This window comes from Acidimicrobiales bacterium (genome assembly GCA_035533095.1).
Classification (GTDB): domain Bacteria; phylum Actinomycetota; class Acidimicrobiia; order Acidimicrobiales; family Palsa-688; genus DATLUM01.
In genome coordinates, this window is sequence record DATLUM010000009.1 from 1 (window position 1) to 18,588 (window position 18,588).

The window sequence follows — 18,588 nt, forward strand, 5'->3', positions numbered from 1 at the left end:
ACCACGCCACCGCGGCCATGTGTATCGACGACCCGCTCCAGCACCACGAGAGCTGGTTCCATCACCTATTCGACACCCATCCTCCGATCGCCGAACGCATTGCCGCCTTGAAGCAGCTCGAGTACGGCAACGCCGCCTAGACGCCTGGCTCATCTCGCTCACCACGATCGACTCCCTCACCGATAGGCGACTGACCCTGCAGCGACCGCCGACGAGCCGTACGTAGCCGTGGCTCAGCTCCTTTCAGACGACAGCTTCTGGTAAGCCGCTCATCACGAGCGCTCGTGCCGATTCGATGACGCCGAGTTCACGGAACAAGGCGTCGCGCTCGTCGGATTCGTCATCTGTCAGGTCTGTCGGCCACAGGTCGCTCACCGCCTGCAGGGACAGTGCCAACTCGTACCGGGCGTCGTGACGCCGGGCGACCGCGATGCTCTCTGCGAGCGCCTGGCGAGCCTGGGCAGCATCCAAGCCGAGCGAACGGAGCGCTACTCCGAGCACCCTCTGAGCGAGCGGCACCACGAGATGGCGGCCGGGGAGGGAGTTCGCGTTTGTTAGGACGCGCCGGGCGAGCTCGGCCGCTGCGTCGGGTTCGCCCGCGCGTAGAAGGGCTTCGGCGAGCATGGCATCGGTGAGTATCACCTGCAGTGACTCGCCGTCCGACTCGTAGATGCCGCGGGCTGCCGCCAGGAGTTGCCGGCTCAACTCGGGGTCTCCGCGCCGGGCCGCGAGCCGGCCCAGGAGGCGGGTGCCGTCGGCCACGAAGGTCGCGGTCCCGGCGGCTCTGTACGTCTCTAGTGCTTCTTCGAGGACTGGTTGCGCTTCCGTCAGGTAACCCTGGTCGGCAAGTACCTCGGCGATGTTGGCCGACTCGACCGCAGCCGTCCAGCGGTCGCCGGCGCGGTTGCAGGCGTCCCTGGATTGCGAGTAGTAGCGCACGGCTTCCGACCAGCGCCCGGAGAAGTACGCCCGGATCCCGAGCTGGTTGAGCGCCCTGGCCTCCAGCCACGGGTTGTCGCCCAAGCTCGTCTGGATGGAGAGGGCACGCCGCGCATGGCTCCCGTCTCCGGACATGCCAGCCGTCAGCTCGGCGATGTCCAGATAAAGCAGGGTGTTCGCGAGAACGTCACCTGCGTCTGCCTCGGTCGCCCACTTCACTGCTTCGCGCAGAAGGCGCACGGCATCGGGCCCTTTGCCCTGCCTGTGGCGAACCAGACCGTATTGAGCTCGGATCTCCGCCCGCATCCGTAACAGGGCCGATGAATCGCCTTGCCCGAGGCTGCGGTCGGCGAGTGATAGCAATTGAAGGGTCTTGCGGTAGTTGCCGGATCGGTCTGTCGCGAGCGCCCTCTTGAATTGGAGCCTGGCGGCTCCGACGGGGGTCTGTGCCCATCGACGGGCATGACGGAAGGACTGTTCCGCGAGCGTGAACTGGCCCAGGTGGGTATGGGCGTCGCCTAGAGCCTCAGCGACTTCGAGGAGTTCGCCGGGGGGGATGTCGCGTACTGCCCGCCCGGCACGCAGTGCATGTTCGTAGAACGTGGCTGCCTCGAGCGGGGCGTGCACGGAGCGGGCCCGTTCGGCTGCGACGCGGGCGTATTTCCATGCAGAGGGATGTTCACCGGCCTGCTCGAAGTGGATTGCGAGCACGCCGGCGATTTCGGCGGTGCTCTCACCGGCCCGGCCTTCGAGGATCTCACCGGCCCTGGCGTGCAGTTCGCGCCTCCGAGCGAAGGGCAGTCCTTCATAGGCGGCGTCACGCAGCATGCTGTGCCGGAAGCCGACCAACCCACGCCCATCGGCGGTGAAGAAGTCTCCCATGAGCGTTGAGATGTCAAGCTCGGTGCCGGCCAGCTCGCGCAGGGCTTCGACGTCCACCTGCTTCCCGAAGACGGAAGCGATCCGCAGGATCCGCCGGTCCTCAGGAGGCAGCTGGTCGATCTGCGCTGCGAAGACGCCTTCGACCGAGTCGGGCATCGCCTTGTCGAACCCCGACTGCTGGCCGGCCCCAACCAACTCGAGGAGGAAAAGGGGATTGCCCCCGCTGCGATCAGCGATCGTCTCCCGCAAATGCGGCACGAGCGGGATTTCCGCTGTCACCGATCGGAGCAGTTGTGTGACGGCGCCTGAACCCAGGGGCCCCACTTGCAGGCGTTCGACATCAGGAAGATCACCGAGATCCAAACCGCGTTCGACAGGTCGTCGTGCCACGAGCACCAACCACGAACGTTGGGTCGCAGCGGAGAGGAGTCGCCGGAAGAGAGACGCGCTCGCGTCGTCCATCCATTGCGCGTCCTCGGCCACGATGAGAGCCGGCCCCGGCAATCCTGCTGACAGGAGTTGGACCAGGGTGTCTGCCAGGCGCTCCTGGCGGAACCTGTCGTCGAGGACCCGCGTCTCCGGGGTCGGTTCTGCGTCCGCCCCGATTACCGGAGCGAGCAGTGGCACAAGAGGTAGGAGGTGGGGCGCGAGGCGGCGTACCGTCGCCTCCAACTGCAACCCGCGCGTGACCTCATCCGCCTCTGAATCGATGTCGAGGATCTCGCGTACCAGTGCTCCGATGGAGGTGTGAGGGTTCAACGAGTGGAACTCGTCGCACACCACGTCCACCACCCGGTGGCCCGCAGCGCGGGAGCGGACCTCTTCTACTAGGCGTGACTTGCCGATACCTGCAGGTCCCACCAACTCGACACATGATCCGCGTCCTGTGGTCGCGGCGTCGAGGCGATCGACAAGGAAGAGCATCTCCTTCTCACGCCCTGCCAGCGCGGGTCCCATGTGCGTGACAGCTCGCCGTCCGGAGAGCGCGGCGAACACCCGGCTAGCACGCACGGGGTGCTCCTTGCCCTTCACGAGGAATGGCTCGAGCTCTTCCGTCACGAAGCCGAGCCGGCTGCGTTGGATCACTGCTTCGGAGGCGTACACCTCGCCTGCCCCCGCCCGACCCATCAGGCGTGCCGCCAGGTTGATCGCGTCACCCTTCGCCGAGTACGTGCGCCGGTAGGAAGGTCCGAATCCCCCGGTGAAGACACGCCCGTAGTTGACTCCCACTCGGATGCGAAGGCGCCCGATCGCATCCACGACGTCCCGGACACTGGCGAGGAGGGCGCCCGCGTCGTCCTCGCCGGCGGTCGGCGCCCCGGCCACCAGCATGATCTTGCCGCCGTCTTCGGCGATGTCCGTCTCCCAGAAGGTCACACCGTGACGAGCACTCGTCTCTTGGACTCGGGTCAGGACTTGGTCCAAGACGTCGGCGACGGATTCCAGGCTTTCGCACGCGAGGAGGTCGTCGACTCCCGAGAACTCGACGAACGCTACTGCGACCTGGCGGTGTTCGCTCTCGATCGGAGCAGCGAGAAGGAACTCGCGGAGCACCGCAGGGAGGCACCCACTGGGCGGCCCCGCCGGGACAGCCGCTGACCTCTGAACCTCGCGTGCGCGTACCGATGGCGCAGCGGCGAGCAGAAGGCCGTCCTGCTTGCCTGGTCCAACCGTTCTCGGGTCGAGCTGCCGGGCCGTGTCGGGGCTGATCACTATCTCTCCGGCCTCGGCCACCGACTCGAGGTGGGCGGTAAGAGAGGCCGCCGGGCCGGTGACGATCAGTTCCCTGTGCAGGGACCCCACTGAGAAGAAGTGGAAGGTGCCGCTGTGTATCCCGACCGACATGCGCAATGTTGCGCGGCCCGCGGAGGTCTGAAGGCGACCGATTCGCCGCATCGTCCGCTGCATTCGCCACGCCGCGTCGGCCGCGCGCGCCGCGTGTTCCTCTCCGCTGTACCAGAGAAGGACGGCATCGCCTCCCCACTTCACGAGTTCCCCGCCGTTCGCGTAAGCCAGGTCCAAGAGCGCGGCGAAGCTGGCGTCGAGGTAGCCGGTCAGCTCCTCCGCGCCGGCCTTGCCGCGTCCCGCGAGCATTTCGGTCAAACGGGTGAAACCAGAGATGTCGACGAAGGCAAGCGTGCCCTCGAGGATCCTGGCCCTGTCCTCAGGAGTCTCTGCCAGCCAACGCGTGGCAAGTGCCGCTACGTACGGCGAAAGGATCGTCTCGTCGCGCCCTGTCACTGTTCGGCCACCGGCTCTTGCCCAAAGAGGTTCGCAGAATTGCCTGAGCAAGAGACAGTAACGTCTTCATAGCTCGATGTGGGACCGGTTGGTTGCAGGGGGTACCGGCCGGTTGTACGATCCGCCGAGGGGCAAATAGGGGGATCCGATGACGGCCAAGACCGGTCAGGCGAGTGGCTACCGATCTGCTCTCCGCTCGCGAGATCTTCGTCGCCTTCTCTCCAGCCAGGTTGTGTCGTCAACCGGCTCGTGGGCGTACGCCGTCGCGCTGGCCGTGTTCCTGTTCGAGGAGACTCATTCGACGTCCTGGGTTGCGATAGGGGCGTTGGCTCGATTCGTTCCGTCGCTGATCTTCAGTGCTTACGGCGGGGTGATCGCGGAGCGGTTCGAGCGGGTTCGCCTGATGATCGTTCTCAACGTGGTTGCACTCACCTTGCAGTCAGGCCTGGCGCTGGCGATGTGGCGGCATGCGCCCGTGGGCGTCGCCGTCGCTTTGGCTGCCGCGACCGCCATCGTGTTGACCGCGTACATCCCTGCGGTACCCGCGGTGATCCCGCAAGTGACCGATGAGGACGATCTGGCCGCCGCCAACGCGTTGAGCGGGGTCGTCGACAACCTGGTCATCGTTCTGGGCCCCGCGATCGGCGCCGGCTTGGTGGCGGTGGGCGGTCCGAGCCTCGCGGTGGTCGTGAACGCGGCCAGCTTCGGAGTGGCCGCGCTGATCGTTTCGACGATGGGAGTGAGGAGTCGCCCGAGCGATGTGACCGACGGCGGGCGTGCCGGCCCGTTGCGCCAGATGGTCGAAGGGTTCCGGGCGGTCGTGTCCACCACCACTGTGGCGATCTTCGTGGTGTTCAGCGTCCTGGCTAGCTTCGTCTACGGCACCGACACGGTCCTGTTCGTACCGATCTCGACCGAGCAGTTGCACACAGGCTCCAGCGGGTACGGATATCTCCTCGCCGGCCTGGGAGTGGGCGGCGTCGTGGGTGCGGGTTTGGTGAACCGCCTCGCTCGGAATCCCCGGCTGGCGCCCGCCATCATCGGCGGGATAACCGTGTATTGCCTTCCTACCGCTTTTCTCGTATTCGTCCACCAGCCGGGAGTCGCTTTCGTTCTTCAGGTCGTCCGCGGGGCGGGAACGTTGGTCGTGGACACCCTGGCGATCACCGCGCTGCAGCGGTCGGTTCCCAAGGAGATGGTGGCTCGCGTTTTCGGTGTGTTCTTCGCGTTGGTGCTGGCGGCGATCAGCATCGGCGCCCTCATCACACCGGTCGTGCTTGACGCGGGTCTGCACACGACGCTCATCGTGTACGGAGTCGGGGTACCGGCTCTGTGCATGTTGGCGCTTCCCCGGCTGGTCGCGTTGGACCGCGTTGCCGGAGCCCGGGCTGTGCTCCTCGCCCCTCGCGTCGCCATCTTGGAGCGCATGGATCTCTTCGCTGCCGCTTCTCGGTCCAGCCTCGAGGGGCTCGCTGGTGCCTCGAAAGAGCTGAACGTACCGGCGGGCACGCCGGTGGTGGTCGAGGGCCAGACTGCGGATGCCTTCTACGTGGTCGTCGAGGGTCAACTCGATGTGACCGCAGTGGGGGAGCAGGGTGTCGAGGCTCGTTGGCTCCGCACGCTCAACTCGGGGAGCTACTTCGGCGAGATCGGGCTCCTGGGGCACGTGCCGCGCACCGCGACGGTGACCGCCACAACTGACTGCTCCCTGCTGCAAATTGACGGGAGCGACTTCATCGACGCGCTGACGAACCTCAGTGCGTCGCCGTCGCTGCTCGAGGGTGCCCGGACCCGCCTGTCGCTCACGCATCCGTCGAGCACGGTGCTGGACATCACCGACGCGGCCCTCGACAAGGTGTCCGCACAGGTGGATCACGAGGAGAGCGGAAAGCCGGTGTCGGCCTCGACCGATGCGTAGAGTCCGGTAGGAGAGCCGCGGGCGGCATGTCTACAGTGCGTTCGTGTCTTCGTTGACGCCGGCTGACGATCGAGCGCGGGAGTGGCTCGAGCGCGGGTCGCTCTACAGGTGGGAGCCCGTCTCGGGCAAGGCGGCGGGAAAGTCGATCGACATCTTCCACGTCGAGGCTGGGCGGCCCGACGCTCCGCTATTGCTGTTGGTCCACGGCTTCCCGACGAGCAGCATCGACTGGTACGACGTGATCGACCGGCTTGCCGAGGACTACCGGGTCTGCGCGCTGGACTTCCCCGGCTACGGGTTCTCCGGCAAGCCACCGGACTGGCCGTACAGCCTCGAAGTCGACGCCGGCCTTCTTGTCCATCACCTCAGGAACGTCCTTGCAGCATCGAAATGCCGCGTGGTCGCCCACGACCGCGGTGACAGCGTCGCCCTCCTGATGCACCACAACCTGTCCCGAGGCGAAGACCCAGCGGGCGTCACCATCGAGCACCTCGTGCTCAGCAACGGCAACATCTTCCTCCCGCTCGCGAATCTCACGACGTTCCAAAAGCTCATTCTCGACCCAGATCGCGCCAAGCAGGTCTTGGAGGTCATGACGCCCGCAATGCTGGCGGCCGGGATGGGCAACACCACGTTCACGCCGCAGAGACCACCCGGCGACCCGACGGTCGAAGCGCTCGCTGCGACCCTCGCCCACAACGACGGTATCTCCGTCCTCCACGACACCGTCCAGTACCTGCGAGAACGTGCTGAACACGAAGTCATTTGGCTGCAGTCGCTGGCCGCGAGCGAAGTTCCTTCAACCGTGATCTGGGGAATCTGCGACACCGTGTCGCCCCCCCGTGTGGCAATGCACGTATGGGAGCACTACCTGCAAAAGAAGCCAGGTTCGAACGAATTGTGGATCGTCCCGGCCGCGAACCACTACCTGCAAAACGACCGCCCCGACGCCTTCGCCGAAGCCCTCCTGCACTCCCTCGAGCGGCAGGGACCTAGCGACCCCGGACCCCTCGAGGCCACCCCCGGGGCTGCCGTGCGCGTCGACCATTCCGCGCCTGCGCTGCCCGACCCCACCTCCGGCTTCGTCGTCTGACGCGCGTCTTTCCGGTCCATCTCACCAGAGGCTCTGCCGCGTAGGCAAAAGAGGGCGGCGCCGGAAGCCGGCGCCGCCCTTCGATCACTTGACTCGATTGGTTAGACGATGGACGTCTTCCGGCGCGACCACCAGACGAGTCCCACACCACCCAGGCCGAGGGCCAGCGCGAGTGCCACGAGGCCTCCGATGTCGAGGCCGGTGAAGGCGAGCGCCCCCGACGACGCCGGCGCGGCTTGACCCGTGTTGCCCGCAGGTGGGGCGGTCGTCGGGCTCGTGAGAGCGCCATTGCCGCTACCCGAGCTCACGGTTGGAGCGGAGTTGGTGACCGTGGTGGACTTGACCACGTCGAGCTGCTGGGTCGCCGGGGTGTTCGGCAGTACGGTCGCGCTCAGCACCTCGCCGGCGGATGACGTAACGGTGCCCGCGACGCCGCCGGAGGAGGTGACGCAGCTGAGCGACAGCAGGCTCGGGATCGTCAGGGCGCATTGTCCGTTGACCTGGCTGCTGCTGCCGATCGGGGTGCCGTTGATCGAAACGAGGTAGCTGCTGCCGGCACCGGACGAGCTGCTCTCGGAGTGGAGCAGGTCTATGGTCAGGCCGCTCGGTCCACCGGCGTTGAGGATTGCCCCGTCGGCGGAGGAGCTGCCGGAGCTGGCGGCCGGCGTCCAACTGGCGTCGGACTTCGACTGCAGGACCCGAAGGCTCGCCGACTGCGAGGTCGACGGGTCGCCCAGGTCGAGCAGCACGATGTCGGACACCGCGCTGGCCGTGCTCCCGCTCGACGACTGGCTGTTGGTCGCCGACCAGGGGGTGAGGGCCAACCGGAACTGGCTGCTCGGCCCGGTATCGAGAAGTGCTCCCTTGCTGTTCCCGTTACCGTTCTGCGTTCCGCCGAACTGCGTCGAGGGAACGCTCCCCCCGAGTTCGAGAGGATCAGCGGTCGAAGAGGTTCCGCTTCCCGAAGCGCTCGCCTTTGTGTGGCTGATGGCGAGGATATTGGCGAGGTTCAACGCGTACGCCTCGGCAGTACCTCCCGGTGCCGGGGTGGTCTGCGTCGAAGTGCTGCTCGCCGTACGGGTCGTAGATGTTTGGGTGCTGCTGGTCTTGGTCGTCGTCGGCTGTGTCGTCGACGTGTTCGGCGCTGTTGGGGTCTGCGCAGTGGGTGTTGTGGTCTGTGTACTGGTTGTCCCGGTCGATGCCTCCGCGGCAGCCGGGATACCCATTAGCAGCGCCGCCCCCACGACGGCACTCCATCTGCCTATCCGCAATCTGGGCCTCCTCTCTGTGTGTCCCTCACGTAGAGGCGGCCGATGCCGCCCCGGCCCTTTCTTGGACCTCCGACATCTATTGCTTCCCCACAAATGTCCGAAATCATGCCCGGATTCGACCTTTTTGGGAAAAAGATGGAGCCCATGCGCTTACTGCGCGCGCGGCTCCACGGGGCGTGGTGGAAAACGGGTGTTTCAGGCAGCCGCGACGGTCGGGGCGTCCGAAATGACCTTTGCCTGACGGCGCATGCTCGCCAGCAGCCGCGGAGCTGTCACCGCGAGGATCGCCACCTGGAGGAGGCCCGCGACGAGAAACGTCTCTCTCACGCCGATCTCGCCGACCATGATTCCGCCGAGCAGGCTTCCCAACGGGATGGCCGTGAGCACTGCCATCTGGTAGGAGCTCGCCACCCTGCCTTGGAGGTCGGGCGGGACGATCGCCTGGCGCAACGACCTGGCGGAGATGTTTCCCACGACGACCCCCGCCGCTTCGAGCGCCAGGGCGCCGCCGGCGGTCACCGGGGAGTGGGTGATCGACATCACCGGATACGCGGCGCTCGCCGCCAAGCCTGCCGCGATGATGCTCCACCCGCTTCCGAGGCGTGCGTGGATCTGGTTGGCGGCCACCGCAGCTATGGCCGTGCCGACGGCGCTGACGCCGAGGAGCAGTCCGAAGCCTGACCTCGTCATGTGAAGGTCTTGTGTGGCGTAGAGCACGATCACTCCCAGGACGAGCGCCTGGCAGAAGGCGAAGGACGCGATGAGTCCTGTGAGCATGCGCAGCAACGGAAGCCTTGCGAACCATCGAAGACCGTCGCGCAGGTCCGCCCCGAAGGAGGTGTTTGTGCCTACCGACCGGTTGTCCGGAACCGCCCGGTTCAACATGCCGGCCGAAGCAGCGAACGTCGCCGCGTCCGCGATGAATGGAAGCGCCGCGGTCGCGGCGAACAGGATTCCCCCCAGTGCCTGCCCGGCGATTTCCTGGGCGACTGTCTGCACCGTGAGCAGGTTGGCATTCGCCTTGACCAGAAGCCGCGGCTTCACGATGGAGGGGAGGGTCGCACTGGCGGTGATGTCGAACACCACGCTCAGGCCGCGCAGGAGGAACACCGCCGCGTACAGCATCGGCAGGCTGTCCCAACCGCGCAGGATCGCCACTCCGAAGGCCGCCAGGATCGAGAAACGGACAAGCTCGAGCCCGACCAGCAGGCGGCGCCGGTTCGTCCGGTCGGCGAGGGTTCCCGCCGGCAGCGCGACGAGTAGGGCCGGGACGGCGCCCGCGATCGCGACGCCGGCAATCAGCACGGCGTTGTGGGTGAAGTTCAGGGCCAGGAGGGGAAAGCCGACGAGGACCATGCCGTCGCCGAGCGACGAGGTACCCGCGGCGGTCCATACACGCCAGAAGCGACTTTCCAGCCTCGGTGGGTAATGCATGGGGGTCTGCGTGGATCCTCTTGTTTGGTGCTTCCGCCGAATAAAGCCCGACCGGCGTCGACATATGTCTCAAGGTCGTCGCCGGCCGGGCCGATTGTTTGATTTGGGATACCACGGTCAGTTGCCTGCCAGCGCCGGACCGTGCTCAGCAAAGGGGTGCTGGGGTCTGCCAACTAGGCAGACCTCAGCCCCAAGTCCAAGACTTGCGGGTCATTTGGTCGGGACACCTCCCTTCCGTGCTCAGCTGTGGGTGTTGCCTGCCACCACTGAGGGTAAGGGTTGACTTCCGGTTTTTCCAGGGGGCAGATAGCAAGAAAACGGCGTGAAAGGGATTGTTGTGACGTCGTTGATAAGAAATTGGTGAAGGCCTAGTTTTATCGGGCCGATACATGACCCGAATCCGCGCCAAGGGGCGGGAGGGGCAATTGAGCACTACCCAACCGGACAGTCGCAGCGAGGAGGCCCGGCCCCGGCCGGGTCAGGTGCGCGTCTGGTCGTACATCGCGGCGGTCTGCGTAGCAGCCGGAGTACTCGGGTACTTAGCAGTGAGCACGGTCCAACCACTGCACATTCACCCGCTGGTGCCTTGGCCGGCGATCGCCGTTGCGCTCGCCCTTTCGCTGGTCTTCCCGGTCCAATTCCACATCGGCAACCAGACCATGAGCCAGGATCTTCTCAGCCTGGTTTTGGTCCTCGGCGCGATTACCACCACCCCTTCAACCTTGTTGCTTGCCCAGATGCTGGCGATCGGCGTCGCTGCTTACAAGCTTCGCTGGACTCCGAACAGGACACTGTTCAACGCCGCCAGCTCCGTCCTGGCCGCATCCCTAACCCTGTTGGCGTTGCATCCGATGATTGGTGGGTCGTCTCCCGATCACGTCTCCACCTGGCCGGCGTTGATTGGTCTCATGTTCCTTTTCGAGGCCGTCACATTCGTGATAGTCCTCGGTGTGGTGACGCTGAGTACTGGGGTGCCAGAGGTCAGTTACCTGAAGAGTATGGGCACCCAGTACGCGGTGTTCCTTCCTCTGAACGCCGGGCTGGGGATCCTCGCGGTGACCCTGGCATGGATCCAACCGTGGGCTCTGATTCTCCTCGCAGGCCTCGGTCTCGCCATCGCCGTCTGGTACCGCAAGGCCAACAAGATCCACAACCGTTTCGCCGATCTCCAGAAGCTTTACGGCTTCACCATGCGGCTCTCGGGATCGGACGACGCGCGGGAGCTCTTGTCGAACGCGCTCGAGGAATCCAAGAGCTTGCTGCACTGCCAGTACGCGGGCGCCTACCTCCCCGAGGGCGAAGGCTCGGTGTACGTGCGCTACGAGGTCGAAGCGTCGGGGCGCATATCGCGTTCGCCGATCGAGATGCCCTCGGAGCTGCAGGTCCTGCTCCAAGAAGGGTCGTCGCTTCTGATCCCGCGGGGGAAGCCCACGCCCCTCGCTGTCATCCTCGGCCTCGGCGACCTTCTCGCCGCTCGCCTCGAGTTCGGTGACGGCCGCTCGGGGGCGTTGGTGCTCGGTGACCGCGAAGGTCGCCTTGCTACCTTCGACGGCGAGGACCAGCGGCTCCTCGAGGCACTTGCGGCCAACATGGGCACCGCCCTCACGAGTAGCCGCCGCCTCGACAAGCTGCGGTCCGAGATGGACCTGCGCGAGTACGAGGCCCGCCACGACAAGCTGACCGGGCTCGCCAACCGGTCCTCTTTCACCAACTGGCTGCAGTCGGGCCTGGAGCGCAGGCAGAGGAACGAGCTTCTCGCCGTCGTGCTCATGGACCTCGACGGCTTCAAGGAGATCAACGACACGCTCGGTCACCACATCGGCGACGAGATTCTCCAGGAGACCGCGCGCCGGGTACGCGGCCCTTCGGCCGACACCCGCCTGGCCGCTCGGCTGGGCGGCGACGAGTTCGCCATTCTGATCCCGCTGGCCTCATCGACGGACGAGGTCATCCGGGCCGCCGAGGCTGCCATCTCCTCGGTGGCGTCCCCGATCTCCGTCGGCGGCGTCGTCCTCGAAATGCGGGCGAGCGCCGGCCTCGCACTCGCGCCTCTGCACGGCACCGACCCCACGTCGCTTCTCAAGCGGGCCGAGGTCGCGATGTACGAGGCGAAGCGGTCGCATCGGGGCCTGGTGACGTACGACCCGTCCATCGACCACAACACCACCCGCCGGCTGCAGCTCGCCACCGAGCTGCGCAGGGCCATCGCGGCCGACGAGCTCGAGGTCTACTACCAGCCGGTCGCTGACCTCCGTTCGGGCGACGTCCGCGGCTTCGAGGCACTGCTTCGCTGGCGCCACGACCATTACGGCAGCGTCAGCCCCAATGAGTTCATCCCCGTCGCCGAGCAGACCGGCATCATCGGGGAGCTCACGTGGTGGGTGCTCGACAAGGCGCTGCGCCAGCTGCGCAAGTGGCACGAGGACGGCTACGACTTCCACGTAGCCGTGAACCTCTCGGCGCGCAGCCTCCTCGACGGCGGGTTGGTCTCACGGCTGCGGCAGATGCTCGAGGATCTTCGGGTCCGACCGGGCACTCTCACCCTGGAGATCACCGAGTCCTCCATCATGCTGGAGCCCGAACGGTCCGAGAAGGTGCTCGAGAGCCTCGCTGAGCTCGGCGTCAAGATCGCGATCGACGACTACGGCACCGGCTACTCCTCGCTATCGCGCCTGCAGCGGCTTCCGGTGACGACCGTCAAGATCGACCGCTCGTTCGTCATGCACATGTGCGCCGAATCCAAGGACGAGGCCATCGTGCGCGCGACGATCGAACTGGCCCGCAATCTGGGGCACGTTGTGGTCGCCGAAGGCGTCGAAGATCTCAGCACCTGGGAACGCCTCGCGGAGCTCGGATGCGACCAGGCGCAGGGCTACTACCTGTCCCCGCCGATCCCGGCCGAGGAGTGCCGGCTCTGGCTGCACAGCCGTGAGTCCTCGCGCCTTGCACCCGTGCGCCACCTCTGGAGCGTCTCGCAGGGCGCTTGACCTGCTTCCGGCTCAGACCGGCTGGGCCAGGGCCAAAGACGCAGCCGTGACGATGTCGTGCACGGCAGCCGCCAGAAGATCCCGGGTGGCATTGGGCAGGACGGATGCAGCCGCCTCGCTGGCCATCGTCACCCTTAGGACTCCCGGCTCCTCGAACACGGTCGTCGCGCCGGCCTTGGCGAACACCGCCCGCATGGGCACGTTGTCGTCGAGGACGTGAGCGACCAACCTGCTCACTCCCGCTTCGACGGCGGCTACTCCTATCGCGCCGAGGAGCAGAGTGGCGAGGCCGCGACCGTGATGCGACTCAGCGGTGCCGAACGCCACCTCCGCGAGATCGTGTGTGTTCGTCCGGACGAACCGCGCCGACGCGAGGCCCTCGTGCGGCTCGGTGGCATCCAGCACCACCCATGCGAAGTGGTCGATGTAGTCGATGTCTGTCAGGTACTCGATGGTGGCTTCTGACGGCGTGCCGACGGAGAAGAACCGGCGCCTGAGAGAGTCCTGCGAGAAGTGCGCCACGACGGATCGGAAGACTGCGCGGTCTTGCGGGAGCAGCGGGCGGATCCAGACCGGGGTCCCGTCTTTCAGCGTGGCTGGCACCGGTCTCAGGTCGCGGGCAAGCCGGGCACTCGCGAGCCGCCCGAGTCGGTCTCGCACGGCTGGCACGGACATGAGCAGGTCGAGCGCAGCCCGGTCGCCCACCGCCAGCAACGAAGGAGCGGTCGCGGTGAGGGTCGCCACGCGCAATCCGCCCCGCAGGACTGACAGTTCGCCCAGGATCGAACCGGGGTTCGCGTCGGCGAGGTGGTGTGGCTCGGCGCCCGCCCCCGGTCGAGTCGACCGCCTGGTGACGGCGACCGCGCCTTCGACGAGCAGCCCGAACGTGTCGCCCGGTTCACCTTCGCGCAGGAGCACCTCTCCGGCTTGTGCCTCCCGCCACCACATGCGCCTGGCGGCAGGGGCTAGTTCCGTAATCGTCGCGCCTTCGAGGATCGGCAGGGACGCCAGGCGCGCCGGGTCGACCGGAGAGCTCATCCGGCCGGAGCGGTCGAGCCGGCGGTCACCCTAGGCGGCCGGTCCGTTCGCCAGTGTGATCGACGCCTGATGGTTCTGCCCCGAAGCGTCGAGCCAGCCGATGGCGACACTCTGTCCGGGGTGGTACTGGCCGACGAGGGCAGTCAGCGTGTTTGGAGAGTCCACGTTCTTCCCGCCGAGGGAGACGATCGTGTCACCGCTTTGCAGACCGGCCTGGGCGGCGGGACCGCTCGGTACCACACCGCTCAGAGTCGCTCCCTGCGACGACGCCCGGGTGTCGACCAGGACACCGAGGAACGCTGTCGGACCGATGTGGACCGTCGAGCTCTCTTGGCCCGACCGGATCTGCCCGGCGATCGACATCGCCTGGTTGATCGGGATGGCGAATCCCTGGTTCCCCTGCGTCTGGAAGGAGAACCCGGCGGACGCCGCCGTGTCCATCCCGACGACCTGACCGGACGAGTTGACCAGCGCGCCACCCGAGTCACCCGGCTGGATGTTGGCGTTGGTCTCGATGAGCCCCATGAGCTGCTCGGTGGTTCCGTTCCCCTCGTCGCTGGCCGTGATCGACCGGTTCAACCCGGTGACGGTGCCTTCGGCGCTGCTCGGTGGCCCCCCGACCCCGCCGGCGTTTCCGAGACCGACGACGCCGTCACCAATGGACACCTTGTCCGAGTTGCCGATCTCGGCCTTCTGCAGATCTGAGGCACCGCGCAGCTTGATGACTGCGATGTCGTGGGTGCGGTCGTAGCCCACGACGTCCGCCGGGTAGGTCTTCCCGTTGCCCACGTCGGTCGCCGAGATGGAGGTAGCGCCTGATATGACGTGATTGTTGGTCAGCACGACCCCGTCGGAGGTGAGGACGATGCCCGTCCCGGCAGCCTGGTCGTGCTGGTAGCTGAGCGACGTGTTGATGTCCACCAGTGCGGGGCTGACCTTGGCCGCGACGGAGGCGGGGTCGATGCTCCCGCCCTGGCCGGAGTTGCCGGAGTTCCCGACACCCGAGGGTGCAAGCGCACTCCCTGATCCCGCCGGCGACGGGTTCGCGGTGGATTTCCAGACCCCGTGCCCGATCCCCAGACCGACGAGCACCGCGACCACGAGGAGAAGCGCTATGACTGCCCCGGGGAGCGTCTGGCGCGGGCGGGAAGGCCCTGGACGACCCCACGGGGTCGCCCACCCGCTCGGGGAGTGGGGGCCTGCGGGGCCACCGGCCCAGTCGCCACCCCAACCGCCCGGGGCGGCTCCCCAGCCTCCAGGGGCTCCGCCACCGGCCGAGCCACCCCCGGGCGACCCGGGGCCCGACGGTGGGGTCCAGCCTCGGGGAGTCCCGCCCCACAAACCGGACTGGGGACCTCCTCCGGGTCCGCCCCAGCCGCCCGGGGTCCAACCACCGGGCGCGTCGCTCCCTGCTCCGGGGCGCGGTTCCCATGGGGGTGACGGCGAGGCAGGGGGAGGGGGATTCCATTCTCCGCCGCTGCTCCAAGGTGAAGCGCCGGCCACCGGCTCCTCCGCCGCGCCGCCGCCAGGCTGGTGCTCGCCGTTCGTACCTGGTTCGTGTGTGTCGTCCATGATCCTCGCCGGCCAGCAGGTAGATGGATTGGCCGCTCTTCGAAGCCAGTAAACGGCGTCTAGCTGAGCATTCTATGAAACCGCCCTGAAACTTACGGCAGGCGGAGGACGGCGACCCCGAACTGAGCGCTCCTGCCAGCACCAAATGCCCTGACCCGGCGTTTTCCCAACCTACTCAGCAGTTGTGTATCGGTTGATGGACCGTTGCGGGCCCTATGACGGCCCTGCTCGATGATTGGCACATGGCCGTTGAACCCCGTCTTGACGCTTGGCTTTCGGTGCTGCACGAGCGCGAAGGGACGGACATCCTTCTCACCGACGGAGCGGCACCCCTGCTGCGGGTCGACGGGCGGCTGGCGCCGCTCGAGGACGCGGAGCCCCTCTCCGGGGAGGAGATCGAGGCGATCGCCCGGGCGCAGATCAAGGACCAGTACGGCGACAGGGTCCACCTCGGCCGGGAGGTCGACTTCTCCTTCTCGTGGCGGAACAAGGCACGCATCCGTGCGAACGCGTTCTACCAGCGCGGGGCGTGCTCTCTGTCGTTGAGGCGCATCCCGATGGAGATCCCGAGTCCGGTCGAGCTCGGCCTACCACCAGTGCTGTCGGGCATCCTGCGCAACCCGAGCGGCCTCATCCTGGTGACCGGGCCGACCGGGTCGGGCAAGTCGACGTCGATGGCTTCCATGATCGACGTCCTGAACCACAACCGTGCCTGCCACATCGTCACCATCGAAGACCCGATCGAGTACCTCCACGACAACCATATGTCGGCGGTTTCGCAGCGTGAGGTGGGCTCCGACACCGAGTCCTTCGACGCCGCGCTCAGGTCGGTCCTGCGCGAGGACCCCGATGTCGTACTCGTCGGCGAGATGCGCGACCTCGAGAGCATCGCCGCAGCCCTGACGATCGCCGAGACCGGTCACCTGGTCATCACCACGCTTCACACCAACGACTCGGCCCAGGCCATCGACCGGATCATCGACGTCTTCCCCGCCGACCGCCGACCACAGATCCAGCTTCAGCTCGCCGGCACCCTGCTCGCGGTGCTCTACCAGCGCCTCGTGCCGAAGATTGGCCACGGCCTGGTCGCCGCCTACGAACTGATGGTCGGCATCCCCGCCGTACGCAACCTCGTCCGTGAAGGCAAGACCCGCCAGCTGCGCAACGTCGTCGCGACCCACAAGGCCGACGGCATGCAGACTCTCGAGACGGCCCTCACGGAGCTGATCCAGGCCGGCGTCATCGACTACCAAACTGCAGTCGACGCCAGCCTTTACCCGCAGGACATCCCTAAGCCGAGACCGCAGCCGGTGCCGGTCGACGGCGCGGCGTGATGCCCAGCGGGCCGGTAGGGCAGCGCTCAGCGCTGCCCTACCAAATCCTCGCCGGCGTCGAGCCCGTGAGCGGCGGGTGGCTCGTCGCCCCCGGGAACCTGCAGGGGATATCTCTGGCTCCCCAGCCCGCATACGTGCTCGGAAGCCTGGCGGAGGTGTTGGATTACCGGCCGTCGTTCAGCGTTGTGGCGCTGCACGCTCCAGTAGGCACCCAGGAGAAGCCCAACGAGGACCGCTCCTGCGACACCACCGCCCGTGAGTTGCTCGGTCGCCGCCGCGCTGCGGCAGTCCGGGCGCCGTCGAAGGCGCTTCTCGAGGCGACCAGCCTCGAGGAGGCACAGCGGATCGACCCCAGCGTCGACATCGTCCGCTGGCGGTCGCTTTCGAAGGCCACAGAGTCGATCCGCGAGGTGCAGTCCTGGCGCCAGCGAGCCGTCTGGGAGGTGAACCCCGAGTTGTCGTTCCGGCAGATGAACGACGGCAAGGATCTCACCTACGGGCGCCGCACCATTTTGGGCCGCCAGGAGCGGATCGAACTTCTCGTCCACAAGCTGCCCGGTGCGGAGCGCGTGCTCGCCGAACGGCCCCGCGGGGTGCGCGAGGACAAGCTCGTCGACGCCCTGTCGGACCTGTGGACCGCCCGTCGCGTGATCGCTCACGCCATCTCACGGGCTGCGGATCCTCCCGTATGGGACGAGGACGGAGTGCGAATGGACATCGTCTTCTAGGCAAGATCTGAGGGGGCAGCCCTCAGACCCGGAGCCAGCGGGGCCCCGGGTTTGCTCCGGCCGGCGGGCCGGCCTGCAATACCAGCAGGCCGGCCCGTGGTCGTCTTGGCGTGAGGTTCCCTCCTACACGCCCGGCGCCACCGCGTTCTCCAAGCGAGCCGCCGCAGACGGCACCAGGTATGCGCGCACCGCTCCGATCAGCTGCTCCACGGGGGGCACCAGGGACAGCAGCCACCTGGCGAACATGCCGTCGTCCATCCACGCCGCCATCCGCGCGTCGACGAGCCCTTCGAGGTTGCCGCCGGCGGCCTGGGCGCGGATCTCCGGCCAGGACCAGGCGTTGGCCGCGATGCGGATCATGTCGGCAAGCTCGTCCGGCTTCTCCACGTCGCCCTCCACGCCGTCCTCGGCGTCCTCGCCGCCCGTGGGTCCGCCCAGGTCGCCCGCGAGAAGCCTGGCCAAGGGGTGGAGGCGGGTCACGTCGGACCACGTCAGAGGCCTCGGTGATTCCATCGCCGCCTCCAGCACGGACGCGATCCAGGCGGCCGCGTGCAACTCTGCAGCCGGCTCCGGGGGAGGCGGCGTGGCCAGACCCAGGCAGCGCTTGAGGCAGTCCAGCAGCCGGCCAGCCTCGGGCGCCGAGGTGCCGCGGACGCCATGCGGGCCCTCCAGGTGCCATCCCACGTCACCGGATCGACCCACGACGCAGCACATCCGGATCCGCGACCCCTCTATCTGGGCGAGGTCCTGGTAGACGTCGCCGAAGCTGCGCCCGTCACCCGACCAGCCGCCGGCCGCGGAAGGGTCGACCCGGAGTCGCCCGGTGGCGACAACCCCGACGGCGACGCACTCGGGCGGCGCCGTCCAACCGAGCAGCGCCTGAGGTTCGCTGCTCGCGTCCACAGCGAAACCCGACTCCTCGTCATCGTCGTCGAAGACCCTGACCCAGGTCGGGACCCCCTGGTCGCGCACCTCGTCCCCGAGGGTCTCTAGCAGCTCTTCGGCCAACTGTTGCCAGCCGGAAACCCGGATCGGTTCGTACATTCGGCTCCACCTCCACGCTGTCGTGCTGATTTGGCACTGCGGGGGTGGGTCCGAAACCCCGATATGAGGAGACCCGGGGCGAACCTACCAGCGACGCGCGACGGCCG

General features: G+C 67.1%; 11 protein-coding genes. 5 read left to right on the top strand and 6 right to left on the bottom strand.

The genetic code is table 11. The annotated features are described in order from the left end of the window. Positions 1-243: 243 nt before the first annotated feature. Complete coding sequence (locus tag VNF71_00820; GenBank protein HVA73091.1) at positions 244-4,062, bottom strand: adenylate/guanylate cyclase domain-containing protein; 3,819 nt, start codon at positions 4,060-4,062, stop codon at positions 244-246. A gap of 148 nt (positions 4,063-4,210) precedes the next feature. Here VNF71_00820 and VNF71_00825 point away from each other — a divergent pair, with 148 nt between their 5' ends. Together VNF71_00825 and VNF71_00830 are read left to right on the top strand one after the other, a co-directional pair. Then, positions 4,211-5,980 carry an MFS transporter gene (locus VNF71_00825; protein HVA73092.1) on the top strand — a complete coding sequence of 590 codons (1,770 nt, stop codon included), beginning with the start codon at positions 4,211-4,213 and terminating at the stop codon, positions 5,978-5,980. A 43-nt stretch (positions 5,981-6,023) separates the two neighbouring features. Beyond that, positions 6,024-7,073: an alpha/beta hydrolase gene (locus tag VNF71_00830; GenBank protein HVA73093.1), complete on the top strand. Its 1,050-nt coding sequence runs from the start codon at positions 6,024-6,026 to the stop codon at positions 7,071-7,073. A gap of 101 nt (positions 7,074-7,174) precedes the next feature. On the opposite strand, the gene VNF71_00835 is transcribed toward VNF71_00830, so the two are convergent. Beyond that, on the bottom strand, positions 7,175-8,086 hold the full coding sequence (locus VNF71_00835) for a hypothetical protein (GenBank protein HVA73094.1): 912 nt from the start codon (positions 8,084-8,086) through the stop codon (positions 7,175-7,177). Between the two features lie 453 nt (positions 8,087-8,539). Continuing rightward, complete coding sequence (locus tag VNF71_00840; protein HVA73095.1) at positions 8,540-9,778, bottom strand: MFS transporter; 1,239 nt, start codon at positions 9,776-9,778, stop codon at positions 8,540-8,542. 545 nt (positions 9,779-10,323) lie between these two features. Between VNF71_00840 and VNF71_00845 the strand changes: the two genes are divergently transcribed. Further along, entirely contained in the window at positions 10,324-12,765 is a 2,442-nt protein-coding gene (locus VNF71_00845) for a sensor domain-containing phosphodiesterase (protein HVA73096.1), read from the top strand. A 12-nt stretch (positions 12,766-12,777) separates the two neighbouring features. On the opposite strand, the gene VNF71_00850 is transcribed toward VNF71_00845, so the two are convergent. Beyond that, positions 12,778-13,803 (bottom strand): GNAT family N-acetyltransferase, encoded by a 1,026-nt coding sequence (locus VNF71_00850; GenBank protein ID HVA73097.1) that lies wholly within the window; start codon positions 13,801-13,803, stop codon positions 12,778-12,780. A 30-nt stretch (positions 13,804-13,833) separates the two neighbouring features. Further along, entirely contained in the window at positions 13,834-14,904 is a 1,071-nt protein-coding gene (locus tag VNF71_00855; protein ID HVA73098.1) for a trypsin-like peptidase domain-containing protein, read from the bottom strand. 713 nt (positions 14,905-15,617) lie between these two features. Here VNF71_00855 and VNF71_00860 point away from each other — a divergent pair. Together VNF71_00860 and VNF71_00865 are read left to right on the top strand one after the other, a co-directional pair. Continuing rightward, positions 15,618-16,709: a PilT/PilU family type 4a pilus ATPase gene (locus VNF71_00860; protein ID HVA73099.1), complete on the top strand. Its 1,092-nt coding sequence runs from the start codon at positions 15,618-15,620 to the stop codon at positions 16,707-16,709. After that, the gene (locus VNF71_00865; protein HVA73100.1) at positions 16,709-17,437 is read left to right on the top strand and encodes a DUF429 domain-containing protein; all 729 of its coding nucleotides are present in this window, start codon (positions 16,709-16,711) and stop codon (positions 17,435-17,437) included. The genes VNF71_00860 and VNF71_00865 overlap by 1 nt, the downstream gene beginning before the upstream one ends. Before the next feature lie 123 nt (positions 17,438-17,560). Here VNF71_00865 and VNF71_00870 read toward each other — a convergent pair whose 3' ends face one another. Further along, the gene (locus VNF71_00870; GenBank protein HVA73101.1) at positions 17,561-18,481 is read right to left on the bottom strand and encodes a hypothetical protein; all 921 of its coding nucleotides are present in this window, start codon (positions 18,479-18,481) and stop codon (positions 17,561-17,563) included. Between the last annotated feature and the right edge of the window lie 107 nt (positions 18,482-18,588).